Raw genomic sequence first — 26,619 nt, 5'->3', positions numbered from 1 at the left:
TGTGCCTCTCTAATTACTGGTTCTCTAGAGAGAATAGCGCAGTGATTACACGATCTGCTCACAAAAATGGAACACAACCACACAATGCGTATACGAGCCCCGCATTGCCTGTACGTCGCCTGGTCCCTCCCTGTAAACGACCAGTGACAAAGAGACAGCTTGCCCTGGGCAGGCTGTGTGGTGAGATCCCTCTAGCACTCAGGCAGTCGCCGCTAGAGCAAAGAAGGCTTTGACAGGAAACCATTGCCAAAGCTTTTTCCTCATATATTTCTCCACTTGCATGGAGGCTACAGGCACGTTCATGCGGCCTCAACTAACTTGTGGCAGCAGTTGCGACGCGCGCCTGTTTCCTGGTAAGTGAACCCGTCCAGGGGGTACCCAGCAGCGGCAGCAGGTAGCGGTCAATGCCGTAGTAGCCCGCGATCCGCCAGCCCAGGACCAGCAAGAGCGCCAACGCACCAATCACCGGGTTGATGCTCACCGTCCCTGCCAGCAGGTAGTTCAGGTTCATAAAGACACCGAAGAAGGCGGCGATACCGGTCAAGACACCAAAGATCAAACCAAGACCGATCAACACCTCGCCAAAGGTAACCGTGTAGGCAAAGATCCCCGCATTAGGGAGCACTACATGTTGGAGAAAGGCCGCGTACCAGCCCTGTACCGCCGGGTGTGGTCCACCTGCCTGGGCCAGTGCGCCAGCAACAAACCCTTGGATAGCGACGCCGTCATGTCCACTGAAGACCCAGGCGCCACCTTTGGCAGCTTCGCCAAAGGAGCCAATGGCGATAGAGTGACCGGTGAGCTTCTCGAAACCAGCGGTCAGCCATTCATAGCCGACATACACACGAATGATGAGCCAGAGCCACGCCATACGCGTATCTGCAAAGAGAAATTTTGCGGCAGGTGGCTCTGGAATCTGGGTAGATGTACGAGGCTGAAGTGTGCTAAACATACTCATGGTTCTCTCCTCCATGAAAAGAAAATCTATGATCACGATAATGACAAAGCCTGTTTTCTGAGAGAGGTGGTGATCGCATCCTCTCGCCGTTGAGTGCTGCTCACAGTCACCATCTCTCTGACAGTCATAAGCATACACTTCTCTTCTCACCACCCCATCACAACCGCTCACAAAAACCTTACGAGCACATCACAGCCAGAATGGGCTTGTAGCACTCGGCCAAGATAGCCTCGTCCATGTATCGTCCCCTACCGCATAATTAACCTCATGTGGTAGTATAGAGAAAAAGATAGACAGGGGTGCTGACAAATGACAAACGCACCTTTCGTTCCAGCAAAGCTGGGAAATAGTTGAAAAGCCACGGGTGAAGAGAGCGACCGAACTACAATCAACCATATCTCAAAGAGGTTTTTGCTCATGAATCAGAATCGCCACGCTCACCACCAACAGCATGGTGATAGATATGCCGCAGAAGCAACGCACTTCATCGAGATGAACGATGCGAGTGCTTTTGAGTGTACGACGATGGCAACATTACGAGATCTGTTGCGTCTCTCTCCTGACGCATTGATTGTGGTCAGTCATGAAGGCTTCATCATTTATGCAAATGCGCAGATGGTGGTCCTGTTTGGCTATCACCAAGAGGAATTGATCGGACAACCTCTGGAGTGCTTGCTTCCTGAACGTTTGCGGGTAACACATGTCGCCCATCGCACCACGTATACTGCTGCACCACGTATGCGACCTATGGGAGCCGGACTCAATCTGTTTGGGAAGCGGAAAGATGGAAGTGAATTCCCCGTGGATATTAGCCTCCGCCCGGTTCTCGTGGGAGACACAGTGCATGTCATTGGCGCGATTCGTGATATGACCACCCAGCGTCTTCTGGAGCAGGAGCGCCTACAGCAAGCCGAGCGTCTCCGTATGCAAGCCGATCTCATCAATCTCTCGCGCGACGCTATTCTCGTACGAGATTCCATTAATCGCATCCTCTCCTGGAACCATGGAGCGGAAGAACTCTACGGCTGGACGGCTCAAGAAGTTCTTGGGCGCATAACGCACGCCTTGCTGAAAACCCGCTTTTCAGGGAGTCAAGCGACCATTGATGCACAGCTTGAGCGAGAGGGCCGGTGGGAGGGAGAACTTCACCATATCCATCGTGACGGCCATGTCGTGATTGTGGAAAGCCGGCAGGTTCTTATTCGTAATCCACAGGGATCAGCAACAGCTACCTTAGAGATCAACCGGGACATTACCGAGCGGAGGCAAATGGAGTGGACCCAATCGCGGATCCACGCTACCACCATATCCCAGCGCACCTTTCTCCAACACATTCTCGATAGCTTACCAAGCAGTATCTATGTCGTCCATGGGAAGGATGCGCGCCTGGTGCTGGCGAATCGTGCGGCTGCCACGATCTGGGGCGCTGCCTGGCCTCTCGAGCAGCCCATGCAGACGTTTCTCGAGGCACACACTATTTCTATTGTTGATCAGCAAGGACAACAGTTCCCTTCAGAGGCCTGGGCTACCATGCGCGCGCTCCTGCATGGGGAAACTGTTTTTCAGCACCAGGAATTTATTCGTCAGCCCACGGGGAAAAGCCTCCCTATTCTGGTCAATGCCGTGCCGCTGACTTCAGCATACTGGTACAGTATAGAGTCACCAGAGACACTAGAAAGTCAGCCCCAGGAACAGGAGCCGCTGGCCCTGGTCATTCACCAGGATGTCAGTGCCTTAAAAGAGACGGAATATCTCAAGGACGAATTTATTGGCATCGCGGCCCATGAATTGCGTACGCCCCTGGCGATCCTCAAAACATCCGTGAGTAGCATGATCATGCAAACGGCACGTGGTCATGGCCCACAACTGGCTGACTGGCAACAGGAGATGTTACAGGATATCGAGTATGCGACTGATCGCCTCACGGATCTGACCGAAGACCTTCTCGATGTCACTCGCTTGCAAGCAGGCCAGGTTGTCCTACAGCGTGCTCCTACAAACATGATTTCCCTGGCACAACGGGTAGTGGAACGTTTCCGTCAGACGGCGACCCGGCATCACCTGGAATTGCGAACAGAACAAACAACCCTTGAAGCCCCTATCGATCCCAGGCGCATCGAACAGGTATTAACGAATCTCCTCTCCAATGCGATCAAATATAGCCCACAAGGCGGGCCAGTGACTGTACAGCTTGAAGCGAATATCGCAGCCCAAGCGGTCGACATCCGTGTGCAGGATGCTGGTATTGGCATTCCTCAACAGCAACAAGCCCAAATCTTTGGCCGGTTTATGCGTGCCGATAATGCGAAGGCCGCTGGCATCACTGGCACTGGCCTGGGTCTCTATCTCTGCCGTACGCTCATCGAGCAACATGGAGGACGGCTCTGGTTTGAGTCCAAAGAAGGGCAGGGCACGACCTTCTTCCTGACGCTTCCATTGGCAACACAGCCTACCGCAGATACCATCTCACACAGATGAGAAGGATTTCGGCCTCGCGCATGACACTATGTGAAGGGCCGCTACTCTGCCCTGGTGAGCTCGCTTTTGCTCTTTTCGCAACTGACCCAGATCAGTTTCCTTTTTTACAACACAGCGGGAGTTGGTGCTGCTAGTAGGTGCTTCGCTTCAGCCACCTCTGCCTCTTCAGCGCTTGGCGACCCATCATTTGTGCCCTATCCATTGCATGGATGAAGGCGCCTAGCGGGTGACTATGCAATGGCGCGTGCGATCAGAAAGGCTGCTGCTGCCGCTAACCCACCAATAACGGAGGTCTGCAAAGCGTTGCGCAGAGGCCTGGTGCCTGTGAAGCGCCCTTTGACATAGCCAAAGATCAGGAGCGCCAGGAGGGTGATGCCAACGGACGTTATCAAGGCCGTCTGTGCAGTGGTAAGCAGGATGTAGGGACTCAGTGGTATGAAGCCGCCAACGATATACGAGAGTGCGATGGTTAGTGCACTGGCGAAGGCACGCCTGGGATCTGGCTCTTCCAGTCCAAGTTCAAAGCGCATCATAAAATCAACCCAGGCTTGGGGACGCTTACTTAACGCATCCACAATGGGGGCGCTCTGCTCCGGCGTCAAACCGTAAGAGGCGAAGATTTCTCTGACCTCTTCTTTCTCCGCGTCTGCTTTCTCCTGGATCTCCAGTTGCTCTCGTTTTCGCTCGCTTGTATAATGCTCCGCGTCGCTGCGCGCGGCGAGATATCCTCCAAGCCCCATGGCAATCGATCCTGCGGCGATTTCTGCAAGTCCCGCTGTCACGATAATCGCGGTCGAACTCACTGCCCCTGAAAGGCCAGCGGCAAGGGCGAATGGCACAGTGAGGCCATCCGACATACCAATGACAATATCCCGAATAGTATCGCTGGCGGTGAAATGGCGCTCAATATGTGGTGTTTGGGGCATAATCTGCCTCCTCTCCTTCCTTGAGTTGTACACGCATGCAGGCCCATCGTCGCTCTCCGCTGACAAGGGGTACGCGCCCTGGCAACGACGGAAGTATGCTTACCCAAGCGGTACCTGGTGCTGTGGTCTTGCGTGCAGATAGCCACGAATATTTTCAATGGTGATATCGAGAATACGCCGCAAAGCTTCTCGTGTATTAAAAGCCATATGGGGAGTGATGATCACGTCGGGATGATGATAGAGCGCGTGATAAGAAAGCAACTGTTTACACTCCTCAGCTTGCATGGGTAGAGGGAACATGTTTTCTTCATACTGGAGGAGTTCTTCGCCCTCAACAGTGTCAAGCCCGGCTCCAGCCAGGATATGTGCGTGCAGGGCCCAGAGTAAGGCCTCGCTATCGATCAGCGCTCCACGGGCGGTATTTATGAGCAACGAGCCTGGCTTTATCCAGCCCAGGGTCTCACGATTCAAGAGATGATACGTCTGTGGATTCGCCGGCACATGCAATGTGACAATATCCGCCTGTTGTAAGAGGCATGGCATATCAGTATATGTCACACCTGGCATGTCTGCGAGCCGCGGATTGCGCTGTATATCATATGCCAGTACCTGCATCCCAAAGCCTCGGGCAATCTGGATGACACGTGAGCCAATCGATCCAGTACCTATGACCCCGAGCGTTTTGCCGAAGAGATCCATTCCACACAGGTCACTCATCACAGCACCTTTCCCCCACTCATGCGCCAGAGCACGATAGAGCTTGCGCGATAAGGCCAGCAGGAGCGCAAAGGTATGCTCCGCGACCGCGCTCTCCCCATACTCCGGGACATGCGAGACTACAATTCCACGTTGCGTCGCGTAGGTGAGATGAATATGCTCATATCCCGTTGAGCGTGTTGTAATGTAACGCAATTTGGGCATCTTCTCCAACTGCTCACAACCAATATGTGAGTGCACAAAGGGCACAAGAATCTCCGTTTGCGCCAGCATCTCTGGATTGGCATCTGCCAGGGTACCTGGGATCGCCAGCATGACCAGCTCATCTGATGCCAGCTGTTCAGTAAGGTACTGGCTTTCATCCACAGTAGCCTCAGTAATAAGCATCTGTCGCTTTGCTGGATGTGCGTCTTCTGTATACATATGTTCTCTCCTCTCTTGCGGCCAAACATTCTCTTCCCATTGTGTGGGGCACTAGAGTAGAGCATAGAGAACTGCCATCACAAACCTATCAAAGCAGGGCATATGGTGTCACAACCACCTTACAAAGGTTGAATTTCGACAGTGATTGTTTTGAGAAAGGCGTGTTCCTTGCTCGTGATCCAGTTGTGAGGGAACAACGTTATGCTTGTATAGAAGAAGATATTGTGGTGGAGGAAGGATACTCTACAGCTTTATCAGGTGATGCGCATGTATCTCTCGTCCGTGCTGTAGGAAAGAATAGCACCGATGGCGGGAAGCAAGCAGTTTATAGAAAGCTGAGAAAAGGGGGATAGTGATGACACTCTATGAACCACTCAACATCTGTCTACGAGCAACAGAGCAGCGATATCCTCAGCATGTCATGGAATTCAATGAGAATGTGCTGGGTCCAATGGAATGTGAGACAAAGGGTTGGCAGGCAGGAGAGATGCTAGCATTCCTGGAAAACTCCTGGCCTGCGCTTCTTGAGGCCATGGCCCTCCTGGTAGTTGATGGGCAGCAAAGCTCCATCTACATTCCTACCTACTCGAAGTGCAAACCTGCGTTTCAAGTTCATCTACGTGGACATATCCCCGCTCAGCTCTGCCATACAGAGGTCCGGCAATACGCGCTTGTCGTGGTTCATTAACGCTCGTGTGTACTTCTTTGAGCAAAAAAGAGGGTATGGGGATCATAATCCCCGCACCCTCTTTAATAGCACTAGAACAGTCCCACAAAGGGTTGTTGCCATTCCTCTTGTATTTTTTCATTTTGCATTTGTGTCTCGTGAGATCCGTGGAAACCAGAGTGAGCTTTGCATATGCTCGCTGGTCGCATGATGAGCAGTGGTCGCCTGGCTCCTGAGAGTACCCGCTCGGTGATGCTTCCTATTGCCCAGCGTGCCAGCCCCTTACGCCCATGGGTTGCCATGGCGATACACTCATAGCCAGGGGTATTCTGGTCTGCCAGGTGTCCCTTCTCGCTGGCGTCGAGGATGGCCTGGGGAACCTCGATATCACAGCGTAGTGAGGAGGTCAGACGCAGGTGCATCGTTGATGGGCATTCACGCAGTAGGGTTGTGTTGCAAAAACGCTCAAAGACACAATGTGCGAGGAAGCTCTTTTTTCTTGCTGGGCTTAGGCTGCCACCCCAAACAGACGGGCGATAAAGGTGACTTGCTTTTTGATGTCTCCTTTCCTCACACTGTGTACCTGTCCCTTGCGAAGCATATGCATCGTCTCGTAGCCCTGTAAGGTTCGCTGCGCTGTCTCAAAGGAAAAGAAGCCCATCCCTGGCTTGACCAAGCGCTTGATAAAACGGTGGTCTTGCTCAACGAGGTTATTGAGATATTTGACCTGCCTCAGTTCGACAGAGGTGGCAAGTGTCCCGATGGCTTTGAGTTCTGCAATAGCCTTGGGGTAGGCTGCGTTCTTGTCGACGTTGATCACCCGAGGGGTTAGAGTGCTGCCTCCTATACACATTTAACAATGGCACATGGGAGCCAGCATCAGATGCGGGACGGGAAGCTTGAGCTTTCACATCTCTGTTTGTCAGCTCTTCTTTCCAAGACAGCTTTTTCAGCCACGTTGCAAAATCACTTTGTTAAATGTGTATAGGAGGCAGGGGTTAGAGTGGTGGGGATAGTCACCATCGTGGGCTCGGTCGCCTGTTCCTCAATCGGATGAGCTTGAGGGGCTGAATCAGCGGTGATATGCAGCGCTTTGTGGAAGAAACGTTTGGCAGCCTCGGCATCGCGTGTCGGGCTCAAGAGAAACTCCAGCGTCTGTCCCTGTGAATCGACCGCCCAGTAGAGATACGCCCATGTTCCTTTGATCTTGACGTAGGTTTCATCCACTCTCCAGGAGTCATTGGTAGCTTTGAGGTGAGGTCGACACCGCTTTTCGAGTTCTGGAGCGTAGTGCTGCACCCAGCGGTAGATGGTCGTATGATCGATACGCAGCCTTCGTTCACGCATCATTTCTTCCAGATCCCGGTAGCTCAAAGCATAGCGGAGGTACCAGCGTACGCACAGGAGAATGATGTCGGATTGGAAGTGACGCCATTTGAACGGATTCTGCCCTGCCATAACATGCCTCTTTCGCTCGTTTTCCTCTTACTGTACCAGATCAGCTTCCTTTTTTGCAACACAACCACGCCACGCACCACAGCGGCGTCCCCGCCCCTCAACAAGAGCAGGGTAGCACGCGACGCACCTCATGACAACATCCTAACAAGGATTCGTTCCTGGGGCCGCCATATTTGCCGCTAATACTTATAAAAATTGTGTTATTTCTATATGCTGTAATGATTATTAGAATAACTTCTCAGACGTGCGATTCTCGCACGTTTCCGCTTTTGTGAAGACGATGCAACTCTGCTGGCCATTTTTCGTCTCCTCGAAGGAGAAGAGGTCTTGTTCTCGGCAGAAAGATTGGCAAAGTAGTCAAGAAGTAAGGGATAATAGAACATATAGCTTCTTCCAACACGGAGGAGTAATCGGCAATTTGTGGCGTACTCAAGAAAACGAACATATCTCCAAGGGGCCACACCCGCTTTATTCAGTCCCATTCTCAGTGTAAGATGGAGGAGACATGCACCTCCACCCATAAACAATGAGAAAATGATGCATGTGCTTCCTAATGCGCTTTCTGCTAGAGCGATGAGGTACCCTCTTTGATCAGCGCTACTGAGCGCAAAACTACCTATTATGGTAAGCACAAACGCACTGCCCATATTCACTAGTCCGGCGATGATACTATTCCGCGCTGAGCGCTGGATGCCAATATTCGGTCGGAGTCGAAGATTATCTTCTAGCATATTACCCGACAGACCTGCGCTGATGAGCCTGACAAAGAGAACATACAATATTCCCGTTATCAACTCGGCCAAGAGAAAGTTTTTTTCGGGCGACGTTGCTTTGTTCACTTGTGGTAATAGTACTACTACCAGCCACAGGGTTAATATGCTGAATATGCCTATCACAGCTTGAGGTAGAACGTTTCTAAATTTACTCCATGACCAAGCGACAATTTCTGCTGGGCGAATGCGTATATTGTCAATACCATAAAAAAGGAAGGTCGCAATTCCCCCCGCAATGAGCACTCCCGACCATCCTGCTAGGGTAGTGATATCAGAGATAGTGAGGGAACCGATGGAAGTCCCATGAGGAAAGATGAATACAAGAGGTGTCATGATAGCGAGGTTAAAAAGAAAAATGATTATGCCCAGGCTTATCCCAAATAGGACCGTACTTTTCCAGCACAATGTGAAACGTGAGATATTTTCTGGCAGCCAGTCAAATTGCAGATATTCAATATATAGTTCTGTCTGATTATGTTGAATCAGTTGTTGATCTAACCATTTCAACCATTGTTTCGTTTGCCCTGATGAGTAGAGAGGCTTTCTCTTATGGTGTTGACGCGCTCGTCTACGAGATGTCTCTGCTTCTAGAAGTGGTTGATTAGTATCAGAGGCTTCCAACATGCGCTCGACATATGCCTCAAAGATTTCTTTTTGCCATTCCTGTGCATCTCGAAGTACCTGGCGAATCTGCACAGGTTGGCTCGCAAAGGTCTGGGTTACTACATCGAGGATGAGTGGGGATTGGAGCAGATCATGCAATGTTGGATCATTGCGTAACATACTCAGTATCGCCGTAGCTTGTTCACCTAGGTGCTCCAGATACCTCTCTACCTGCATTGTAGTCAGCGGCTGTACAACTACGGCCCTGCGTAGTTCCAGATACGTAGTACGAGCTGAGAGGTGTTGATATGCATTTGTCTGGCAGGAGACAACGAGTCCCTGTTGGTATTGACTGTAAAAATCGTTGATGGCATGCACACATTTTTCACGGCAGGACTCATTTACACGATCTAACCCATCTAACAAAGGAATAAAATTCCCTTTTTTTACCCATATATGGGCGATATTCTGCTCAATACCGTAATTGCGATTCAGTTCTTCTGCTAACCATTCGGCTAATGGTTGCTGTTTGACGGCCCATGTTGACAGTGGGAAAATAATTGGGATCAACGACTCTTCGTCTTGTTTCGCTCGTTCTAGTAGCGGAAGCTGTGCCAACAAGATGGTCTTTCCTGAACCTGATTCACCAAGGAGTAATAACGCTCCTCCCGCTTGGTTGTATACCTCAAGGAGCGTTACCTCTTCTGGCAGTAAACCCTCTGGCTGCACGAGACGTTTGGCAACTTTGGGCAGCCGACGTGGATGTACCAGTACTGATTGTTCATACAAACGCAAAGAATGTCGATAAGAATGTATTTGGAGATAATCGTCAATCCAATGAAAACCTACCTGTCCGATCAATCTTTTGCGGTAGAGTCTATTCTCTTTTTCTTTCGGGGAGAAAAGGTTGATATGACCAATATTGGTTTGTCGTTCAACCTGCTGATACCGTTGATCGATTGTACTCAGACGTAAAGATTTTCTCTTGTTTGTTGTTCGGCTCTTCTTCGTCTGTCGTTGTTTCTTCATCAGAATAATTTTTGGACTGCTTCAATAGCTCCTACGAGAGCGGTGACCAATCCAGAAGCAGCAGTAACTCCCGAAATCAAGGATTTTGCTGTATTGAGGTGATCAAGCATTGTTTTTTTATCTGGCTGCGTTTCCTCTGCTTCCTCTACCACTTCCGTGATATGATAATCAACAGCATTGGCCTGTTTCCTATCAAGCAAGCCCTCTTTCTTTACTCGGCCAATCTCTTCTCTTAGCTTTATTAACTCGGTAGTGAAATCAACCATATTCTGTACAGTCCCAAAATTCATGTGTTGGGCATTATACTGAGTATGCACATGTTGCCCACGCTGATCAAAAATGGACATTTTCCCTCCTTTGTTTTCTTATGCCCAGGCAATGGTTTCAACTGCTTGCTGCAAATCTTGCTTTGTTCCCTGAATATAGAGTCTGGTTGTATCCAGTGAGTCATGACCCATGATTTGTGCCAGTCGATGGAGCGGAACAGACTCAGCCATGCGATAACCGAAACGATGACGCAAATCATGCGGACTGACATCAACCAGTTTCGCTACAGTAGCATACTTTTTGACAGTGTAACCAAGCATACGTTCCGAGAGAGCCCCTTTGGTCTTTCCCGAAGGAAAGAGAAAGACTGCATGAGACGGCAGAGAGGAAAGATACTCCTCCAGAACCTTCCTTGCAGTAGCATTGAGCGGTACTTCGCGATACTTATTGCGTTTGCCGATGACTTCAAGATTTCCGCTGCGTTTCCCCAGCTTTACCTGGTCCCGCCGCAGATGACAGATCTCACTTGCTCTGAGCCCTGTATGCAGAAGCAAGACAATCGACACGCGATCTCTCAGTATCCCTTCTTTGGTGACAGCGACCCTTAGTGCCTGCTCTTCCTGGTCGTCTAAATGTCGCGGAGCTATCTCCTCTTGGCCAACCAGCTTGACTGGAGCCGAAGGATCATAGCAAATAAGTTGCTTCTGCTTCGCCCACCCAAAATAACACTTCAAACTCACTAAAGAGCGATTGACGGAGGCGGGCCGCTGCCTTTGATCTATTTGCAAATATGTACGGTAACGCGTAAGAGCCGGGGTTGTAATCGTTTGTGGGGTAAAGATATGGGCTTCAGTACCCATATGACGCTCGTACCAAGCGATGAAATGGCGCACATCGCTGAGATAGTTGCGGACAGAAGCAGGAGCAAGATCCTCTTGTTCGAGGAGTATTTGCTCATATGCTGCCAGCGCGTGTTTCCCTGAAGGGGAAAGCTGGGGCATCGCTTGTCGCTTCATAGATACATCCTTGTGAGATCAACGACCTTAGCAGAAATGCGAAACGTGTGATGCTGGAAACATTAGCAGAAATAGGTCCTACAAACGGTGCTTGTCTTGCATTTACCACTTCTACAAAGGTATATTAGCAGAAATTAATGGCTGTGTCTAGTTCAGGCCGCCATGCATGGAAGTGTGACGCTTATGACTGCCATTGAGCGAACGGCCTATCCTCGCTTCAAACAAATCATCTCGGCCAAAGACCTTGCTGAGGTCTATACTCCGACGCCTCAAGAACGCCTGGTCGCTCATCGTTCCACCAAAGGTCGCGTTGCCGAAGTCGGGTTTCTTGTCCTGCTCAAAACCTATCAACGCTTAGAGCTGGTTTGAAAAGGGGCAACCAGTCAGGTGAGATAGACTTGGGATATGAAAGCAAACCAAATCTATCCCACAGATCTGACGGATGCCCAATGGTATTGTATCAAAGACGTGATCCCACCGGCCAAGCCAGGAGGGCGACCCAGGAGCTAGATGAAAGAGGGTCACGTAATCGGCGGCAACGCCGGGCAATGCTCGCAGGTGCCACTGTGTTCCTTGTAACCAGAACACAACCTGGCTTGCCTCAAGTGTCGCTTGCGTATCAGCAATGACCGTTTTCCAGGCGGTCTTCTGCCTGAGAAAGGCCACATAGGGCATGTTTGCCTGTGCGAACTCGAACGGTGAATCACTTGGGAAGAGCTGCTCATTCTCCACCTTCCGAAGGACGTAAAAGCCCACGGGATGCGCAATGAGATGAGAGCAAGAGAGCAGTAAGGAAGAGAACGCCGACAAAAGAGGTAAAATCATTGTAAAACAAGGGATAACGAAATCGGGTTGGCGCGCCGAGCGCACCAACCCGATTTCGTTATCCCTTCACACTTCAGAAGGCTTACCTTTCTGTTGTGACTTCACCGGGTATCTTGAAAGCGAGTGGTTCAGTCAACCCCCACGCATCGAGTACTGTCTGTTGAGTCTGTGCTTTTGCAGCATTCAAGGATGCTAACCCCAGGTCGTTACCAACGGTCGTTCGGAGGGGACGCGTCCCTCGTGGTTGTGCAATGAGATCGGCAACCACATCGACAACGATTTGTGGATCTGGCGCATCAGGACTATTGTTCGCTGCTTCGATAGCATGCCATGTTTGTACAGCGATGTCATTGATCGCTCCATAATCAATCAAGCGTTCCTGATCGTGTGGGGTCTGCTGGCTCGACAGTATCTCTGTTGGAAACAGTGAAGGCTCTACAAGGATCGATTCAATACCCAAGGGGGCAAGTTCATAGTGATAGCTCTCTGCCAGTGCTTCAAGAGCCCATTTGCTGGCACAGTACAGGGCTGTAAAGGGAAAAGCTAAGCCACCGGAAATGGAGGATATATGGATCAGTAGCCCATTGCGCTGCTGGCGCATGTATGGAAGGACCGTGCGATCCACGTGAACGGGTCCGAAGAAGTTCACCTCCATCAGCGCTCGAACCTGGTCGAGCGTATATCCCTCGGTGATTCCACCATATGAGACACCTGCATTGTTCACGACCACATCAATGCGTCCGGCTTGATCAACCACTACCTTAACAGCTTGATTGACTGAGGTTTCGTTAGTTACGTCAAGTTCAAGGACGGAAAGAGCGAGTTGTTCGCGTTGCGCAAAGTCGCTTAATTCTTTTGCATATGAAGCGTTACGTCCATTGATATCACGCAGAGAAGCAAACACCCTATGGCCTTGCCGTGCCAGTGTTTCAACAATATTGCGACCAAACCCACTTTTGCTTCCTGTCACAAGAACAACCTGTTGAGAACTCATGCTATAGACTCCTTTTGTTTGAAGAGAAAGATTAATCGTCCATCAAAGCTTTGCGTGTAAGAGCAAAGGCACATTCATCCGTGTGCTAGAATTATGCAATGAGAATGACACCAGGACCAGGAGCAAAATTATTCTGGTATAAAAACTAACTGGATAAGGAAGATGATGATGAATAAACAAGAGCGACGATCAGAATTAGCCATGTTTCTGCGGACGCGCCGTGAGCGCATCTCTCCTGATCAAGTTGGCTTGCCTATGGGAAAACGCCGCAGAACACCAGGACTGCGCCGAGAAGAACTGGCACTACTCGCAGGAGTGGGAGCAACATGGTATACCTGGCTCGAACAAGGACGAGACATTACTGTCTCGACTCAAGCCCTGGAAAGTCTGGCTCGTGCCTTACAACTCGACGCAGATGAGCAAACACATCTCTTTATTCTGGCGCGCGAGCAGCTTCCTGCCACCCCATTTCCGGCGGAGGATAAGGTTGATCCTGCACTCCAACTCATTCTTGCTACAATGGGAGTCTATCCTGCCTATGTGGTCTGCTCTAGCTGGAATATCATCGCCTGGAATCAGGCCGCTTGCCAGGTATATGCAGATTTCAGTACGATGTCTCCCCGCGAACGCAATCTCCTCTGGTTACTCTTTACAGATCGACGACAACGCACATTGTTCGTAGATTGGGAGGAAGAAGCGCAACGCTCTCTGGCCGCCTTTCGCATCAGCACACAGCGCTATATTGGAGAAGCATGGCTGACAAAAATAGTCACGGACCTCAAAGAGGCGAGTCCAGAGTTTCGCAAGTGGTGGCCGCGTTACGATGTGCAAGGATGCAATACGAGCGAGAGGCGTCTTAATCATCCTCACGTCGGGTTGTTAACCTTGCAGACAACGACCTTCCAGCTTGCAGGTCATCCCGGTTTACAAATGACAGTGGACACTCCCGTCTCTGGAACAGAGACTCAGGCGAAATTGATCGATCTTTCAGAGTCTGGATCAAGACTTCAAGTGCTTGAGGCTATGTAGAAAAGTTTTTTCTCTTCTTTTTCATAAGCAGAAGGTGTGATTCCAATTTTTGTACCATACGCAATGAGATGGTATAGACAGGATCGAGAAGAAGGAAATGGCCCAGACACTTATTACAAATTATTCAGGCACAAAGCTAGCTATAAAAGACGACGAAATTCTTATAAATTAGTTCGAGCCTTTCAATCCCATTTTCTGTGAGGGCTGCAATCCAGTCGTTGCCAGTCGCCCAGTCGCTAACGACAAAAGTCGCACTAGAACCAGCAGGTGTATGCGAAATCAGCTCGTAAGCAGCATCCGCAATGTCAGAAGGATCAACCGGATGTGTCAGAACTGGGAACACAAGAGACAAACAAATGTGCTGAGGCACGCCTCATCCAAACTTCTGTCTGTTAGATCGCCTGTACCAGAGCCTGCAACGCTACCAATCGATGGAGAAACATCTCGCGTTGCTGTTGTAGAGAGGTACGTTGCTTTATGGTTGTACGGATCCGGAAAAACTGACGCACTTCATCAAAGGCCCGACAGAAGCGCGATGCCGATATGAAGCTTCCAAACCCACGCATGGGATAGTAACACTGTTTGATGCCACGATGATCTTGTTCCAGTTGATTATTGAGATAATGACTACACCGATGGAGAACGTCCTGGCCAAGGATCTCACGAATCGCACGTGGGTACGAAAGGAGCACCATTTTCCCTGGACTCTTACAGAGGGTTTCATCAACGTGCCAGGAGGCCCCTGCTTGTCCACGACGCCTCTTCCGCAACTGATCAGTTATTAAGGGAGCAAATCGGGCTTCCCAGTCGCGCACCGCCTCATGAGTAAACGCAAAACCACGTTCCAGGAAGATCTCAGCGAGATCACGTAACCTCAATTTATAACGCAGCCGATAGAAAACGACGAGTAAGACGATATCCGTCGGATATTCGAGGGAGTTAAAAGGAGTTCCTGTCCGTTCATTGAAAGCTCGTTGGCATTGCTGGCATCAATAGGTTCGATAGCCAAGGGTGGTTTTCTTGTTACGTTGCTTGGTTTTCAATGAGAGACAGTATGGACAGTTCATGGTCACTCCTCTGAGGTGTTCTTAACAGCTGCCAATGTACCACAAGAAGTGCTCTCAAACCAGACGGTGCTCTCAGTTCTGACGCTTCCCAATGGGCTGGATGATACCTGACACCAAATTGCTGCTTGATCAGCACTGCCACCCGAGCCGTGGTCCAGGCCTCACCGCGAAATCCATAGTGCTCCGATCCTTTGGCCAACAGGTCAGGCAACTGGGCGCGTTGTTCCTGGCGTCAGTTTGGGTTGGGAACCTGGTGGTGGCTGGTGGCGCAGCCCATCAGGACCATCTTGCTTCGCTCGACTCATCCATTGACTCACCGCGCCTTCCGTGACTCCCAAGGCCTCGGCGATGTCTTTCTGTTTCCAGCCTTGCTGATACAGTTGCCAGGCGCGCAGTCGTCGACCTTCACGCCAATCTTTGGGAAGGGGTTCTTTCTTGCTCATACCTCCGTTCATCGGCTCGCATCGTGCTTCACTTTAGATCCTCATGCTCAGGTCAATAACTATTGTATGCATACATGACCTTAGCGTAAACTGCAAGAGCATTGAACTATAAACTACCAGCGTCTACGTAACGTGAAGAACGCACGATTCATGTGCCACCCTCGAATCTGCTGGGGCCGGATCTGGCTCAACTCTTTGTATGCAGAGACGCGCAAAGGCAGCAAAACGAAAACTGAATTTACAGAAACGATAGAGAACGATCCGCTGCTGAAGCGGTTTCTCCCTTAGAAACTGTTTGCTAATGGAAAAGTTGTCGAGAAAGAAAAGAAAGGAGATCGTTGCGACCAACTGAACTAGAAGAAGGAGTCAGAGTGATGCTTCCCCACCGGAATCGACCGGCGTACCCAAGTGATGTTACTGACGCCCAATGGGCCATTCTTGAGCCCTTGGTGCCCAAGCCTTCGACCGAAGGCCGGCCAGCCGAAATTGAGCGGCGGGAGATCATCAATGGCATCCTGTATATTCTGCGCAGCGGAGAGCCGTGGCGCATGATGCCCCACGATTTGCCCAACTGGCAGACGGTGTATCAGTACTTCCGTGACTGGAAGCTCGATGGCACCTGGGAACGCATCCACAGTCACTTGCGCAAACGTCTGCGCCAAGAGTTGGGGCGTGAGGAAGACCCTTCTGCTGGAAGCATCGATAGCCAAACCATCCAGACCAGCGCGGTGCGCGGTGGAGAGCGCGGCTACGATGCGGGGAAAAGTGCGGCCCGTTTCGCCGAAATCAGCATATGCTGCTGAGGGATGGCGAGCAAGGAATGAATCTTGATAACTGAATATCCGACGTGAGGTGCAATCCCTCTCCCGCCCGGTGAAGGCGGAAATGGCCATGCCTTACGGTAGCGACTGGACCTCAATCCGTAAAGCAGGCATGTGAAAGTAGACTCTGAGCCTGACGAGAGTCGAAATCTTTGCCAGGTTGCTATGGTGAGAAGCTCGTCTAACAAGATGAGTAAATCGAATGTGCGTGACCAACCATCATGAGCGTCAACAAGTCAAACAGGCTGAGAGACTTGACCAAAAGGTAGTGATATGATCGCGATGCAGACGCGTCTTTTTCCCCGCCTCTGTTCACTCATCCCCATATCTGGTGGATAGCACACACCTACGGCAACGACAAACGGATATTCGGAACGGGATAACTCTCAAGTGGCTCTTGGCGATGGTCGATACGCCAAGCCGGTTCCAACCAATGCCCTTGAGAGTGGGATTGCCTAAGAAGCAAAAGCCAGGAGGAAAGCTCCTGGATACGCTGACGTAGGCACGATGATATGGAAGGAAGAGGCACCAGTCGTATGCCAAAGACAAAGGCACCCAGGATGAAGCGGCAAACGCCTCTTGATCCTGAGAGTGAGCGTTGGCGCGCACTGCCCTGGCGCAAGTTCGAGCAGCACGTGTACAGGCTACAAAAGCGCATCTTCCAAGCCCAACAACGTGGCAACACACAGGCAGTCCACTCACTCCAAAAATTGTTGATGAAGTCGAGGGCAGCCCGACTGCTGGCGGTACGACGGGTCACGCAGGATAACCAGGGAAAGAAAACTGCTGGGGTGGATGGAGTCAAATCGGTTCCCCCAGCCCAACGCTTTGAACTGGCCGAACGCATTCACCCCAAGCACTGGAAACGCGCGAAGAGCCTCCCGGTCCGACGCGTGTATATTCCGAAGCCAGGAAAACTCGAAATGCGCCCATTGGGCATTCCCGTCATGGAGACGAGATCCCAGCAAGCTCTGGTAAAATTCGCATTGGAACCGGAATGGGAAAGCAAATTCGAGCCGAACAGTTATGGATTTCGCCCTGGACGCTCCTGTCAGGATGCGATGGCTGCGATCTTCGTGATCATTGCGCATAAGGCCAAATATGTCTTAGACGCTGATCTGAAAGGCGCATTCGACAACATCCGCCACGAAGCACTCCTTGAGAAACTGAATACCTTCCCAACCATGCGCCGTGTCATCAAGACATGGCTCAAAGCTGGGGTTGTCGATCACGGAGTCTTTGAAGAGACAACCCGAGGAACTCCACAAGGAGGAGTCGCCTCACCGTTATTGATGAATATAGCCCTTTATGGCATGGAGACCGCCCTCATGAACGCCTATCGAACCAAAACGGATCGACCCCAACTGGTTCGATATGCGGATGACCTGGTGGTGTTCCATCCCACAGAAGAAGGTGTAAAGAAAGCTCAAGAAGTATTAGCGACATGGTTAGCCGACATGGGACTGGAACTCAAGCCAAGTAAAACCAGGATTGCTCATACGCTCCGAGAATACCAGGGCCGGATTGGCTTCGACTTTCTCGGCTTCACCGTCCGCCAATTCCCGGTAGGAAAAACCCACTCGGGAAAAGCGAACCAATATGGGCCTCCACTTGGCTTTAAAACCATCATCACACCGAGCAAAGAAGCCGTTCAACGACACGTTGCCGAGATGAGGACGATCATTAAAAAGAACAGAAGCGCATCTCAGGATAAGCTCATCAGAGAGCTCAATCCAGTGATACGCGGATGGACCAACTACTACCGGGCTGTGGCTGCAAAGCGGACGTTCAGCCATTGTGGACATGTTCTCTATCTGCAACTCAGGTCATGGGCGAATTCCAGACACCCCAACAAAAACAAGCATTGGATAGCACAGAAATACTGGCACGTAGATGACGGCAATGGCTGGATATTTACTGACCAGCAGGGAACGACCTTGCGAGAACACCCGCAAACGCCTATCCAACGACATGTGAAAGTACGGGGAACAGCCAGCCCATACGACGGTGATTTGCTCTATTGGAGTAAGCGGCTACGAACCCATTCGATGTTCAACGGGATGTTAGCAAAACTCCTTCAGAAACAACAGGGCAAGTGCCGATGGTGTGGACTCTTGTTCCAAAATGGGGATCTCCTTGAGGTGGATCACATCACTCCCAAAAGCGAAGGCGGAGGAAATGAGATCAGCAACCGATTTGCGCTCCATCGACATTGCCATGACCAACGACACGCTCGGAAGGTCGTGGGTACCTCTGACAAAGGCTATATCATTGAGGAGCTGGATGATGCGAAAGTATCATGTCCAGTTTTGAAGCCGAGTAAAGGAGGCGACTCCTCTGCTTAGGTTAACAAAAGGTTCGGCAGAAAACGCCATCTGCTCGTTGATACCGAAGGCTTCGCGCAGACAGTGCGCGTGCATGCTGCCGACATCCAGGATCGTGATGGCGGCAGGCTCTTGCTTGCCGATGGGCCTGACCGATATCCTCGCATGAAACATGTGTGGGTCGATAGCGCATACGCTGGCACGTTTGCCGATTGGATCCAAGAGCAGTTTGGCTGGAGCGTGCAGGTCATCAAACTGCGCACGCCCCATCGCTTCCAGGTCCAACCCCGTCGATGGGTGGTGGAGAACACCCAATCACAATGCCCCTGAAACACTTTGGTTGACAGAACCCACGCCACGTCCTATGCTTGGTATCAGTGGGCTGCTGCAGTTGCTTACCTGGGTTGAGCAGAGACGGGTGGCCCAAGCCTCACAGCATGAGGAAGGTGGTGTCCCATGTCCAGTCTCTTACCCAACACAGCTCCCCCCCGCCCAATTCCAGGCAAGTAATCAACCTGTGGGCGGATCTGCCTCAGACCAGTCGTCAGCGACTCCTCTGGCTGTTGAGCCACCTCCTCGAACGCCAACTGGAGCCAAGCCTCGTACCAAGCAAGGGGGACGACGATGAGCTCGACGACAGTGCTGAATAAATCCGGCCTTACCGCGCTCGAGGACCTGCGCACAGAGAAACTCCATGCTTGGCACCGTGAGCGTTTAGCGGTTGTCTATGTGCGTCAATCTACCGTTCAACAAGTCCTTGACCATCAGGAGTCCACACGACTCCAATATGGGTTGGTTGGTTGGGCTCAGACACTGGGGTGGGGCGTTGACCGCGTCCTGGTGATCGATGATGACTTGGGCAAGTCGGGAGCCAGTGCGCAAGGGCGAACCGGGTTCCAACGGCTGGTCTCGGAAGTGAGCCTGGACCACGTTGGGATTATCTTCGGGGTCGAGATGTCGCGTCTGGCGCGCTCCGTACCCTGACTGGCATCAACTCTTAGAGCTCTGCGCGCTCTTTCATACCTTGATTGCTGACCTGGATGGAATTTATGACCCGACGCAGTACAATGATCGCCTGCTCCTTGGGTTGAAAGGAACGATGTCAGAAGCTGAACTCCATGTTTTGAAGCAACGTATGCATCAGGGACGTTTGAGCAAAGCTCAGCGCGGAGAACTGCAGTTTGCGCTGCCAGTTGGCTATGTCTGGAGCCCTACAGGAGAGATCCAGTTCGATCCCGATGAACAAGTGCAACAGGTCGTACGGTTCCTCTTCCGGAAATTTGAAGAGCTAGGCACACTCGGCGGACTCGTCCGCTACCTGGCTCATCACCAGATCCAGTTGGGTATTCGCGTTCGAGAGGGACCAGGCAAAGGGGAACTCGTCTGGCGCCGCCCCAATCGGGCCACGATCCAGATGATGCTCAGACATCCTCTCTATGCTGGTTCCTACGTTTATGGACGCCGACAGGAAGATCCACGTCGCAAACAGCCAGAGCGACCACGCACAGGCCGTGTGGTGATGACCACCGACGAGTGGCTAGTTCTGCTGCCCAACCGCTGTCCGGCCTACATTTCTCCTGAGCAATACGAGCACAACCAAGCGCGACTGCAGGCAAACCGCGCCCGTGCTGATGCCATGGGAGTTGCACGGGGTGGGCCAGCTCTCTTAGCTGGTTTGGTCGTGTGTGCCCGCTGTGGCTGTCGCTTGAATGTCCATTACGATAATGGTGGGGACCATCTTCACACCTATGAATGTATCGAGCGCTGGACGCACTACGGGGAACCAAAATGTCAACATCTCGCGGGACCATGCCTCGATACCTTCGTGAGCCAGCAGGTTCTTGCCGCCTTGGAGCCAGCCGCCTTAGAGTTATCGCTCACAGTCACCGAACGAGTGGAGCAGGAGCGCGCTGAGTTGGATCGGCTTTGGCAGCAACGGCGAGAACGGGCGGCCTACGAAGCCGAGCGGGCAGCTCGTCAGTATCATGCGGTCGAACCTGAGCACCGGCTCGTCGCCCGAACCCTGGAACATGCATGGGAAGAGAAACTGGCAGATCAGCAACAGCTGGAGGAGGAATATCATCGATTTGTCCAACAGAAGCCTCGTGTGCTTTCGGATTCCGAACGGGAGGCCATTCGTCGCCTGGCGACCGATATTCCCGCGATCTGGGCGGCTCCAACGACCATGGATGCCGATCGCAAAGAGATCCTGCGGCAGGTCATCGAGCGAGTCATTGTCGATGTGCAGGGCACCAGCGAGCAGGTGAAAGTACGGATCGAGTGGATCGGTGGTAGTCACACCGAAGGCGTTGTGATTCGACCCATTGGCAAGCTAAGCGAGCTGAGTACGTATCCGCAGATCTGTCACCAGGTCCAGGTGTTCACCGAGGCGGGCTGGGCGGCGGTGGCAATTGCTCAGGCGTTGAATGATGCAGGCTTTCGCCCTCCTCGTTCCACCACCGGCTTTCGCACAGAGATGATCTCGCAACTGCAACGCCAATTAGGCGTGAAAGCGCCACGCCCGCGGGTTCGACACCATGAGTGGTTCCTGCCCGACGAATGGTGGCCCGCTGAACTGGCTCGCCACCTCCACATTCCACGGGGGACGCTCTTGCACTGGATTCGTCAGGGAGTGATCCGAGCACGCCAACTTGATGAGCCCTTGCATCGCTGGGTCGTGTGGGCTGATGAAGCGGAACAGGAACGGCTTCGAGCGTACCATCAGCGTGCGATTGGAGATGATTTCCGCCACCGCTGGACAGATGCACCACTTGCTGAACAACCTTGACGAGGATATCATACCAGCAAATGAAGAAAGGATTGCACAATGGCAAGCTCTCAGAAACAGAAAACAGCTTTTGGGGGTAGTATGACTGGGTCGTGGAGCGAACGTTCTCCTGGATCTCTCGCTGTCGACGCCTCTCACGCGACTTTGAGGGTCGCTGCGATACGAGCGAGGCATTCATCCATGTGGCTCTCAGTCGACTCATGCTGGCTCGGCTCTCCAAATTGACTGGCTAGATTCCCTTTAGCAAACACATTCTTAGTCAATTGATGAGCTGCTCACCCTTCGTGCCGATTGATCATGCTTCGTGCTGAAACCTGATCACTCTTGGCCCAAATTACCAGCATCTCGTCATAGATTTCCAGGATGACGCGCTTTGTGCGGTACTCGCCATGCTGTTTCTCGTCGTCACGCTTGACAATGGGGAATGTCTCCATGATGTAGTCCACATCATCACGTTTAATACCATAGAAATAGGCGGCAATCAGGATTTCCCGCTCGCGCCCACAAAATTTTTGCTGTTTTTTTCCTAAGACCGCATTTTTCTCTGGGATGGTTGTTCCCAAACAGCTCTGTTGCCTCATCTTGTCAGGTTAGAGATGAGGATACGCTTCCCCTCTCATCAACGCACCGAGTTTGGCCGCCGTGTCGTCCTGCGGCAAGGGGGTATAGACCACCATTCCCCTATCAGGTTGTTGGGGAACCGTAAAAGTCGTGAGCTGAAACGTAAGGTGGCCGACCAGAGGGTGATACATTTCACTCGAACTATTGCAAGTTAAGAGGATCTTGTGCTCAGGCCACCAGGCCCGAAATTCAGGACTGGAGGCACTCAAATCGGCAATCAATTCCGTCACCCATGCATCATCGCCATACTGGTCCCTCATCGCATGCAAGTGTGCAATGCAACCGCGTGCGGCCCGCTCCCAGTGAACAAAGCGTTGACGTTGCAGCGGGTCCATGAAGAGCGACCAGGCCAGATTACGTTCGCGCTCAGAGAGGACAGCGTAATCGCCGAAGAGTTGATTTGCACTGTCATTCCACGCCACCACACTCAAACGATGATCGAGCAGTTGGGCCGGGTAGAGAAACGAATCGAGGATCGCTTGATAGGGAGTGTTTTGTGAAAGCTTCTCTCCATCTGGTTCTCCTGGCAGCAGAACGTGACCGCGTGCCAGCGTAAACAAATGACGGCGCTCCTCACCGTCGAGCAGCAAGATATCTGCGAGGCGAGAGAGGACGTGATCGGAGACCTGAATATCTCGGCCTTGTTCGAGCCACGTGTACCAGGAAATACCCACACCCACGAGCTGAGCAAGTTCTTCTCGTCGGAGCCCAGGCGTATGTCGCCGAGCACCTGTTGGCAGGTCAAACTGTTCGGGACGCAGGCGAGCACGACGGGTACGCAAAAAATCGGCGAGTCCCGCTCGGCGCTTCACACGTTCTGTCATCTGTTCCTCATTATCCAGCAGCGAAAAACTGTTACTTTTTACACCTATGAGAAAACACACTCCTGGTTTCAGCAGGGATGCTGCTCCATAATACCACCAGGCCGATTGGCTCGTCTATTCCCCTCTGATCCATTCGGTCACCTTGTAAAGGACAAAACATGCAGATGAAAGAAAGAGAGAATAGGTGATGCAACAAGAAGAGCAGCTTTCAACTGGTGAGGCCCCGCGCTCCATTCGTGATCGTGTTGGAATTTTTTCTGAGGCGACTGATATTCTGGACGCCATCTCCAGGGTCCGCGAAGCGGAGCGGGTAGGGGTCCAACAAATCTGGGCACAGAATGCTGGAGATGCCGACCTTGTCACGTTCTTTGCGGCGGTTGCCACGCAAACTGAGCGCATCAGGCTTGGAAGCGCGATTGTTCCCGTGTATACACGTCACCCGTTGACGTTGGCACGACAGGTTTTCGCAATAGAAGCTCTCGCTCCTGGACGCCTGCGCTTAGGGATCGGTCCCGGCAACCAGATGCTGATTGAGAACTCGTATGGCCTCGCGCAAACAACTCCACTTGCCTATCTCCAGGAGTATCTGGAGATCCTGCACGGCGTTTTCAATGATAGCGCGATTTCTCACCACGAGACGTTTTTCAACGTGGAGTACACGCCCCTGAACGCTTCTGTGCGAACGATGCCACAGAGCGCTTCAGTTCCTCTCTTGACTTCAGCAGTCGGCCTCAAAGCGTTCAGGCTGGCAGGGGAGATAGCTGATGGCGCGATCTCCTGGGCCTGCCCAATCCCCTATCTCCTGGAGTCGGCACTGCCTCAACTACGCGCCGGGGCAGAGGAGCGAGGCCGTCCCGTCCCTCCAATCATTGCGCATGTGCGGGTTGCACTGAGTACGGATGAAGAAAAAGTTCGCGCAAAGATGCGCCAGGGGATACAATTTGCCGCGCGCTTTCGCTCTTTCACGCGGATGTGGGCGGCTGCTGGCTTTAAGAGAGCAGCGGACGGCAATGAAGAAGAAATTGATGCCTTAGTACGAACATTGGTGGTCAGTGGTACTGAGGAAACCATACGTCATAGTCTCAAAGAGCTTTTGGCGAGTGGCTTGGATGAGCTGATGCTGCAACTCGTTCCCATTGTTGACGAGGAATGTGAACGAAAACAGTTGCTCCATCTGGTTGGCTCTCTTTAAAAAAGAGGACTGTTCCAAGCCGGGCATATTGAAACAAAAAGTTGGCTTTCTCGGGCAAGTGATGCGCTTTTTGTTTTAATATGTCTGCTGATTTCTCCTATCCCATGTTATCTGGACGCGCGAATGAAATGGAAAGAAGGTAGCATCATGGCACGGCCCCGGCATACTTCGGACAAGCTTCCCACCCAGACTCTTGAGCCTCTCTCAACCAGGTGCCTGATGTGTGGCAACGCTGCTCATATTGCCTATCATACCCAACGCACTGTCACCACTCTCACGGGGCGGCATTATTTGCACCTGGTTGTGCGCCGATGTCTTTCGCCAGAGTGTTCACGCTATCACCAGCCCTATCGGCCAGAAGCTGAGGGAGCATGGGCATTACCACATGGAGAATATGGACTAGATGTGATTGCGCTTGTCGGCTTCCTGCGATACCGACGTCATCAAAGTCTGACAGAAATCCATCAAAGCCTGCATGAACGAGGATTGACGATTGGCGAACGAACCGTACTCAATCTTTTGGCACGACATGAAGAGTTAGTAACCCTTCATATGACAGACCGGCAAGGCATTGTCAACTTGGCGAGAAAACAGAAGAGCTTTTTTGAAGAGAAGAGAAAAGGGAGAGGAGAGAAGCGGAGGATTGAAAGGAATGGATCGCCGTTAGGCAGCCGTCTTTCCTCTGGCCACCTCGTTCCAAACCAGGAAACGATCCTGCATGAGAGCACGGTAATCCTCTGCAGTGAGACGATGCCGTTTGGGCCGAAAGTGATCCAAAATCGGCCCGAATGCGGAGAGAAACTGTTGGGCCTGGACTGCTTGATTTGAACCGCCGCATCGTTCGTTCTCGTTGTCTGGTCGGCTGATGCGAGCGTTCCGCTCGGTTGTTTAAGCCCTTGTGTTGTCGATGCTCGACACTTGCCATGACCTCTCTCTTTGCAGCGGCGTAGCTGGCCAGTTTGTCTGTAATAATCACTCGTGGCACGTATTGAAGCCCTTTGAGCAGTTTTCGAAAAAATTTCTTCGCTGCCTGTTTGTTGCGTCGGCTCTGCACGAGAATATCGAGGACGTTACCGTACTGATCAACAGCTCGCCATACGTACTGGGTCTTTCCGTTGATCTTCAGGTAGACTTCATCCAGATGCCACGTATCGCCCATCTTACCATGACGGCGTCTGAGCTCATTCGCATACGTTTGCCCGAATTTCAACGTCCACTGACGGATAGTTTCATACGTCAAAACAATGCCGCGCTCCGCCATAAGCTCTTCAATACCACGGAAACTCAAGGAGAAGCGAAAATACAGCCAGACTGCGTGACTGATAATCTCGGGCGGGAAGCGGTAGCCTCTGTAATTGGGAGCAGTGGTTGTTGTTTTCATGAGGCTATTTTAACACAGTGTTCCGCTACATTCTCAAGTTGACAATACCAGAATTTATGCTTACTCTACTATCACTCCTCTATTTCGAAAGCCCATATCTCAAACTATATGAAAGCAATGGCGCAGGTATGCCGGTGATAGAGATAACGAGCATGCAAATTTCTTTTATCACTTGCTTTTCGTAGAAAGATTGAGTAAAATCTTTTGCTCTAGCAACTTCACCAAATGAACATATTTCTTAAAAAGAAAGCAAAGGGACATAACAGAATGAATGAGGAGCGTACTTCACCCGTTGTACACCAGGAGACACAACAGCCTGAGCAAGATAAGCTGTTACTACAACGTCAGCGTCTCTTGCAAGATGAAGCGCAAAGCGTACTGAAGGAATTGAACTTGATCGAATTACTCAGTGCAGAGGGCGTCGTCAGGCAAACGGGCAGCACTGTTCTAGGATTGATGGTCTGGCGCGACATCGACCTGCAAGTTTCTAGTCCGAGATTGAGCATTGAGCGCGCATTCGAGATCATGCATCCACTGTTGACACATCCACGCGTCAAGCAAGTGCGCTACTTGCATCAGAGCGACCATTTCAAGCTCGCGGACTTAGATGAGCGTTATTTTTTTATGGTGTACTATGAGCGCCCTGGAGAGCCTGAATGGAAGCTTGATATCTCCTTCTGGCTTGACGAAGGAGTTCGCCCAGAACCGCTTCATGACGCTATTGAGCAACAACTGACGCCAGAAACCCGGCTCACCATTCTTCGGATCAAGGATGTGTGGTATCAACTCCCCACCTACCGGGTCGAGGTAGCCAGCACAGATATCTATGACGCTGTCTTACAGCATGGGGTACGCACCCTCAACGAATTTGATCAGTACCTCGTCGAACGCGGAAAACCCGCGCGCCCCAAAGGCCTCTAGTTTTTCCCTGGCAGAAATCTGGCAAAGTGCCCACCTGGAAGATACGTCTGGTCGTTAGTGACCAGGCGTATCTT

24 protein-coding genes and 8 pseudogenes are annotated in these 26,619 nt (G+C 51.6%); 14 read left to right on the top strand and 18 right to left on the bottom strand.

Annotated elements, in window-relative coordinates:
- Positions 1–313 precede the first annotated feature (313 nt).
- Positions 314–958 carry a DoxX family membrane protein gene (locus tag JMJ16_RS34050; RefSeq protein ID WP_201388818.1) on the bottom strand — a complete coding sequence of 215 codons (645 nt, stop codon included), beginning with the start codon at positions 956–958 and terminating at the stop codon, positions 314–316.
- A gap of 417 nt (positions 959–1,375) precedes the next feature.
- Here JMJ16_RS34050 and JMJ16_RS34045 point away from each other — a divergent pair, with 417 nt between their 5' ends.
- The gene (locus JMJ16_RS34045; RefSeq protein ID WP_201388816.1) at positions 1,376–3,436 is read left to right on the top strand and encodes a PAS domain S-box protein; all 2,061 of its coding nucleotides are present in this window, start codon (positions 1,376–1,378) and stop codon (positions 3,434–3,436) included.
- Positions 3,437–3,666: 230 nt separating this feature from the next.
- Here JMJ16_RS34045 and JMJ16_RS34040 read toward each other — a convergent pair whose 3' ends face one another.
- Entirely contained in the window at positions 3,667–4,362 is a 696-nt protein-coding gene (locus JMJ16_RS34040; protein ID WP_201388814.1) for a VIT1/CCC1 transporter family protein, read from the bottom strand.
- A gap of 99 nt (positions 4,363–4,461) precedes the next feature.
- Positions 4,462–5,502, bottom strand: a complete 1,041-nt coding sequence (locus tag JMJ16_RS34035; RefSeq protein WP_201388813.1) for an NAD(P)-dependent oxidoreductase — start codon at positions 5,500–5,502, stop codon at positions 4,462–4,464.
- A gap of 355 nt (positions 5,503–5,857) precedes the next feature.
- Here JMJ16_RS34035 and JMJ16_RS34030 point away from each other — a divergent pair, with 355 nt between their 5' ends.
- Positions 5,858–6,190 (top strand): hypothetical protein, encoded by a 333-nt coding sequence (locus JMJ16_RS34030; protein ID WP_201388812.1) that lies wholly within the window; start codon positions 5,858–5,860, stop codon positions 6,188–6,190.
- 71 nt (positions 6,191–6,261) lie between these two features.
- Here the strand turns inward: JMJ16_RS34030 and JMJ16_RS34025 are convergent, their stop codons facing one another.
- The 6 genes and pseudogenes from JMJ16_RS34025 to JMJ16_RS34000 all read right to left on the bottom strand — a co-directional run bounded on the left by JMJ16_RS34025 (position 6,262) and on the right by JMJ16_RS34000 (position 11,315).
- A complete protein-coding gene (locus JMJ16_RS34025; protein WP_201388811.1) occupies positions 6,262–6,591 on the bottom strand; it encodes a universal stress protein in 330 nt (109 codons plus the stop codon).
- Between the two features lie 86 nt (positions 6,592–6,677).
- Positions 6,678–6,995 (bottom strand): annotated as a pseudogene (locus tag JMJ16_RS34020) (DDE-type integrase/transposase/recombinase); the annotation flags it as partial.
- A 260-nt stretch (positions 6,996–7,255) separates the two neighbouring features.
- A pseudogene (locus tag JMJ16_RS34015) lies at positions 7,256–7,627 on the bottom strand (IS6 family transposase); the annotation flags it as partial.
- A 206-nt stretch (positions 7,628–7,833) separates the two neighbouring features.
- On the bottom strand, positions 7,834–10,032 hold the full coding sequence (locus JMJ16_RS34010) for an NACHT domain-containing NTPase (protein ID WP_201388810.1): 2,199 nt from the start codon (positions 10,030–10,032) through the stop codon (positions 7,834–7,836).
- Positions 10,032–10,379 (bottom strand): hypothetical protein, encoded by a 348-nt coding sequence (locus JMJ16_RS34005; RefSeq protein WP_201388809.1) that lies wholly within the window; start codon positions 10,377–10,379, stop codon positions 10,032–10,034. The genes JMJ16_RS34010 and JMJ16_RS34005 overlap by 1 nt, the downstream gene beginning before the upstream one ends.
- Before the next feature lie 18 nt (positions 10,380–10,397).
- Positions 10,398–11,315 carry a tyrosine-type recombinase/integrase gene (locus tag JMJ16_RS34000; RefSeq protein ID WP_201388808.1) on the bottom strand — a complete coding sequence of 306 codons (918 nt, stop codon included), beginning with the start codon at positions 11,313–11,315 and terminating at the stop codon, positions 10,398–10,400.
- Positions 11,316–11,498: 183 nt separating this feature from the next.
- On the opposite strand from JMJ16_RS34000, the gene JMJ16_RS33995 reads away from it, so the two are divergent.
- On the top strand, positions 11,499–11,684 hold the full coding sequence (locus tag JMJ16_RS33995) for a DUF4158 domain-containing protein (protein ID WP_201388806.1): 186 nt from the start codon (positions 11,499–11,501) through the stop codon (positions 11,682–11,684).
- A 36-nt stretch (positions 11,685–11,720) separates the two neighbouring features.
- Positions 11,721–11,822, top strand: a pseudogene (locus JMJ16_RS33990) (transposase); the annotation flags it as partial.
- 400 nt (positions 11,823–12,222) lie between these two features.
- On the opposite strand, the gene JMJ16_RS33985 reads toward JMJ16_RS33990, so the two are convergent.
- Positions 12,223–13,134, bottom strand: coding sequence for an SDR family oxidoreductase (locus tag JMJ16_RS33985; RefSeq protein ID WP_201388804.1), 912 nt, complete (start codon positions 13,132–13,134; stop codon positions 12,223–12,225).
- Between the two features lie 168 nt (positions 13,135–13,302).
- Between JMJ16_RS33985 and JMJ16_RS33980 the strand changes: the two genes are divergently transcribed.
- Positions 13,303–14,163: a helix-turn-helix transcriptional regulator gene (locus tag JMJ16_RS33980; RefSeq protein ID WP_236601807.1), complete on the top strand. Its 861-nt coding sequence runs from the start codon at positions 13,303–13,305 to the stop codon at positions 14,161–14,163.
- A gap of 136 nt (positions 14,164–14,299) precedes the next feature.
- On the opposite strand, the gene JMJ16_RS33975 is transcribed toward JMJ16_RS33980, so the two are convergent.
- From JMJ16_RS33975 to JMJ16_RS33965, 4 genes and pseudogenes are all read right to left on the bottom strand, one after another.
- Positions 14,300–14,533 (bottom strand): hypothetical protein, encoded by a 234-nt coding sequence (locus JMJ16_RS33975; protein WP_201388800.1) that lies wholly within the window; start codon positions 14,531–14,533, stop codon positions 14,300–14,302.
- A gap of 22 nt (positions 14,534–14,555) precedes the next feature.
- Positions 14,556–15,230, bottom strand: a pseudogene (locus JMJ16_RS33970) (DDE-type integrase/transposase/recombinase).
- Positions 15,187–15,366, bottom strand: coding sequence for a hypothetical protein (locus JMJ16_RS54880; protein WP_236601857.1), 180 nt, complete (start codon positions 15,364–15,366; stop codon positions 15,187–15,189). Before JMJ16_RS54880 ends, JMJ16_RS33970 begins: the two are co-directional and overlap by 44 nt.
- A 67-nt stretch (positions 15,367–15,433) precedes the next feature.
- Entirely contained in the window at positions 15,434–15,673 is a 240-nt protein-coding gene (locus JMJ16_RS33965; RefSeq protein WP_236601806.1) for a helix-turn-helix domain-containing protein, read from the bottom strand.
- A gap of 374 nt (positions 15,674–16,047) precedes the next feature.
- Here JMJ16_RS33965 and JMJ16_RS33960 point away from each other — a divergent pair, with 374 nt between their 5' ends.
- The 3 genes and pseudogenes from JMJ16_RS33960 to JMJ16_RS33950 form a co-directional block, all read left to right on the top strand.
- Complete coding sequence (locus JMJ16_RS33960; RefSeq protein ID WP_201378915.1) at positions 16,048–16,476, top strand: IS5 family transposase; 429 nt, start codon at positions 16,048–16,050, stop codon at positions 16,474–16,476.
- 554 nt (positions 16,477–17,030) lie between these two features.
- A complete protein-coding gene (ltrA, locus tag JMJ16_RS33955; protein WP_201378913.1) occupies positions 17,031–18,839 on the top strand; it encodes a group II intron reverse transcriptase/maturase in 1,809 nt (602 codons plus the stop codon).
- Between the two features lie 18 nt (positions 18,840–18,857).
- Positions 18,858–19,148: pseudogene (locus JMJ16_RS33950) on the top strand (transposase); the annotation flags it as partial.
- A 65-nt stretch (positions 19,149–19,213) separates the two neighbouring features.
- Here the strand turns inward: JMJ16_RS33950 and JMJ16_RS54875 are convergent.
- Positions 19,214–19,390, bottom strand: coding sequence for a hypothetical protein (locus JMJ16_RS54875; RefSeq protein WP_236601805.1), 177 nt, complete (start codon positions 19,388–19,390; stop codon positions 19,214–19,216).
- A 52-nt stretch (positions 19,391–19,442) separates the two neighbouring features.
- On the opposite strand from JMJ16_RS54875, the gene JMJ16_RS33940 reads away from it, so the two are divergent.
- The 3 genes and pseudogenes from JMJ16_RS33940 to JMJ16_RS33930 all read left to right on the top strand — a co-directional run.
- Positions 19,443–19,802 carry a recombinase family protein gene (locus JMJ16_RS33940; protein ID WP_201378908.1) on the top strand — a complete coding sequence of 120 codons (360 nt, stop codon included), beginning with the start codon at positions 19,443–19,445 and terminating at the stop codon, positions 19,800–19,802.
- The gene (locus tag JMJ16_RS33935) at positions 19,750–21,606 is read left to right on the top strand and encodes a recombinase family protein (RefSeq protein ID WP_201378906.1); all 1,857 of its coding nucleotides are present in this window, start codon (positions 19,750–19,752) and stop codon (positions 21,604–21,606) included. Before JMJ16_RS33940 ends, JMJ16_RS33935 begins: the two co-directional genes overlap by 53 nt.
- Positions 21,607–21,692: 86 nt before the next feature.
- Positions 21,693–21,839, top strand: a pseudogene (locus JMJ16_RS33930) (IS5/IS1182 family transposase); the annotation flags it as partial.
- A gap of 42 nt (positions 21,840–21,881) precedes the next feature.
- Here the strand turns inward: JMJ16_RS33930 and JMJ16_RS33925 are convergent.
- Together JMJ16_RS33925 and JMJ16_RS33920 are read right to left on the bottom strand one after the other, a co-directional pair.
- Positions 21,882–22,100: pseudogene (locus JMJ16_RS33925) on the bottom strand (hypothetical protein); the annotation flags it as partial.
- Between the two features lie 96 nt (positions 22,101–22,196).
- Entirely contained in the window at positions 22,197–23,051 is an 855-nt protein-coding gene (locus JMJ16_RS33920) for a helix-turn-helix transcriptional regulator (protein ID WP_201388796.1), read from the bottom strand.
- Between the two features lie 187 nt (positions 23,052–23,238).
- Here JMJ16_RS33920 and JMJ16_RS33915 point away from each other — a divergent pair, with 187 nt between their 5' ends.
- Positions 23,239–24,243 (top strand): LLM class flavin-dependent oxidoreductase, encoded by a 1,005-nt coding sequence (locus JMJ16_RS33915; protein ID WP_201389234.1) that lies wholly within the window; start codon positions 23,239–23,241, stop codon positions 24,241–24,243.
- A 223-nt stretch (positions 24,244–24,466) separates the two neighbouring features.
- The gene (locus JMJ16_RS33910; RefSeq protein ID WP_201388794.1) at positions 24,467–24,646 is read left to right on the top strand and encodes a hypothetical protein; all 180 of its coding nucleotides are present in this window, start codon (positions 24,467–24,469) and stop codon (positions 24,644–24,646) included.
- 260 nt (positions 24,647–24,906) lie between these two features.
- On the opposite strand, the pseudogene JMJ16_RS33905 reads toward JMJ16_RS33910, so the two are convergent.
- Positions 24,907–25,624 (bottom strand): annotated as a pseudogene (locus JMJ16_RS33905) (IS6 family transposase).
- Between the two features lie 267 nt (positions 25,625–25,891).
- Between JMJ16_RS33905 and JMJ16_RS33900 the strand changes: the two are divergent.
- Positions 25,892–26,545: a hypothetical protein gene (locus JMJ16_RS33900; protein WP_201388792.1), complete on the top strand. Its 654-nt coding sequence runs from the start codon at positions 25,892–25,894 to the stop codon at positions 26,543–26,545.
- Positions 26,546–26,619: the final 74 nt, after the last annotated feature.

Source organism: Ktedonobacter sp. SOSP1-52 (genome assembly GCF_016587395.1).
This window is presented reverse-complemented; position numbering and strand designations above follow the sequence as displayed.

What these genes read in the sequence shown, in the direction of transcription:
- JMJ16_RS34040 (WP_201388814.1), bottom strand. Translation starts at nt 4,362, where the DNA reads ATGCCCCAAACACCACATATTGAGCGCCATTTCACCGCCAGCGATACT.
- JMJ16_RS34025 (WP_201388811.1), bottom strand. Translation starts at nt 6,591, where the DNA reads ATGCACCTGCGTCTGACCTCCTCACTACGCTGTGATATCGAGGTTCCC.
- JMJ16_RS33915 (WP_201389234.1), top strand. Translation starts at nt 23,239, where the DNA reads ATGCAACAAGAAGAGCAGCTTTCAACTGGTGAGGCCCCGCGCTCCATT.
- JMJ16_RS33900 (WP_201388792.1), top strand. Translation starts at nt 25,892, where the DNA reads ATGAATGAGGAGCGTACTTCACCCGTTGTACACCAGGAGACACAACAG.
- JMJ16_RS33965 (WP_236601806.1), bottom strand. Translation starts at nt 15,673, where the DNA reads ATGAGCAAGAAAGAACCCCTTCCCAAAGATTGGCGTGAAGGTCGACGA.
- JMJ16_RS33960 (WP_201378915.1), top strand. Translation starts at nt 16,048, where the DNA reads ATGCTTCCCCACCGGAATCGACCGGCGTACCCAAGTGATGTTACTGAC.
- JMJ16_RS34050 (WP_201388818.1), bottom strand. Translation starts at nt 958, where the DNA reads ATGAGTATGTTTAGCACACTTCAGCCTCGTACATCTACCCAGATTCCA.
- JMJ16_RS34010 (WP_201388810.1), bottom strand. Translation starts at nt 10,032, where the DNA reads ATGAAGAAACAACGACAGACGAAGAAGAGCCGAACAACAAACAAGAGA.
- JMJ16_RS33995 (WP_201388806.1), top strand. Translation starts at nt 11,499, where the DNA reads ATGACTGCCATTGAGCGAACGGCCTATCCTCGCTTCAAACAAATCATC.
- JMJ16_RS34035 (WP_201388813.1), bottom strand. Translation starts at nt 5,502, where the DNA reads ATGTATACAGAAGACGCACATCCAGCAAAGCGACAGATGCTTATTACT.
- JMJ16_RS33980 (WP_236601807.1), top strand. Translation starts at nt 13,303, where the DNA reads ATGAATAAACAAGAGCGACGATCAGAATTAGCCATGTTTCTGCGGACG.
- JMJ16_RS34030 (WP_201388812.1), top strand. Translation starts at nt 5,858, where the DNA reads ATGACACTCTATGAACCACTCAACATCTGTCTACGAGCAACAGAGCAG.
- ltrA (WP_201378913.1), top strand. Translation starts at nt 17,031, where the DNA reads ATGCCAAAGACAAAGGCACCCAGGATGAAGCGGCAAACGCCTCTTGAT.
- JMJ16_RS34000 (WP_201388808.1), bottom strand. Translation starts at nt 11,315, where the DNA reads ATGAAGCGACAAGCGATGCCCCAGCTTTCCCCTTCAGGGAAACACGCG.
- JMJ16_RS34005 (WP_201388809.1), bottom strand. Translation starts at nt 10,379, where the DNA reads ATGTCCATTTTTGATCAGCGTGGGCAACATGTGCATACTCAGTATAAT.
- JMJ16_RS33920 (WP_201388796.1), bottom strand. Translation starts at nt 23,051, where the DNA reads ATGACAGAACGTGTGAAGCGCCGAGCGGGACTCGCCGATTTTTTGCGT.
- JMJ16_RS33985 (WP_201388804.1), bottom strand. Translation starts at nt 13,134, where the DNA reads ATGAGTTCTCAACAGGTTGTTCTTGTGACAGGAAGCAAAAGTGGGTTT.
- JMJ16_RS34045 (WP_201388816.1), top strand. Translation starts at nt 1,376, where the DNA reads ATGAATCAGAATCGCCACGCTCACCACCAACAGCATGGTGATAGATAT.
- JMJ16_RS33940 (WP_201378908.1), top strand. Translation starts at nt 19,443, where the DNA reads ATGAGCTCGACGACAGTGCTGAATAAATCCGGCCTTACCGCGCTCGAG.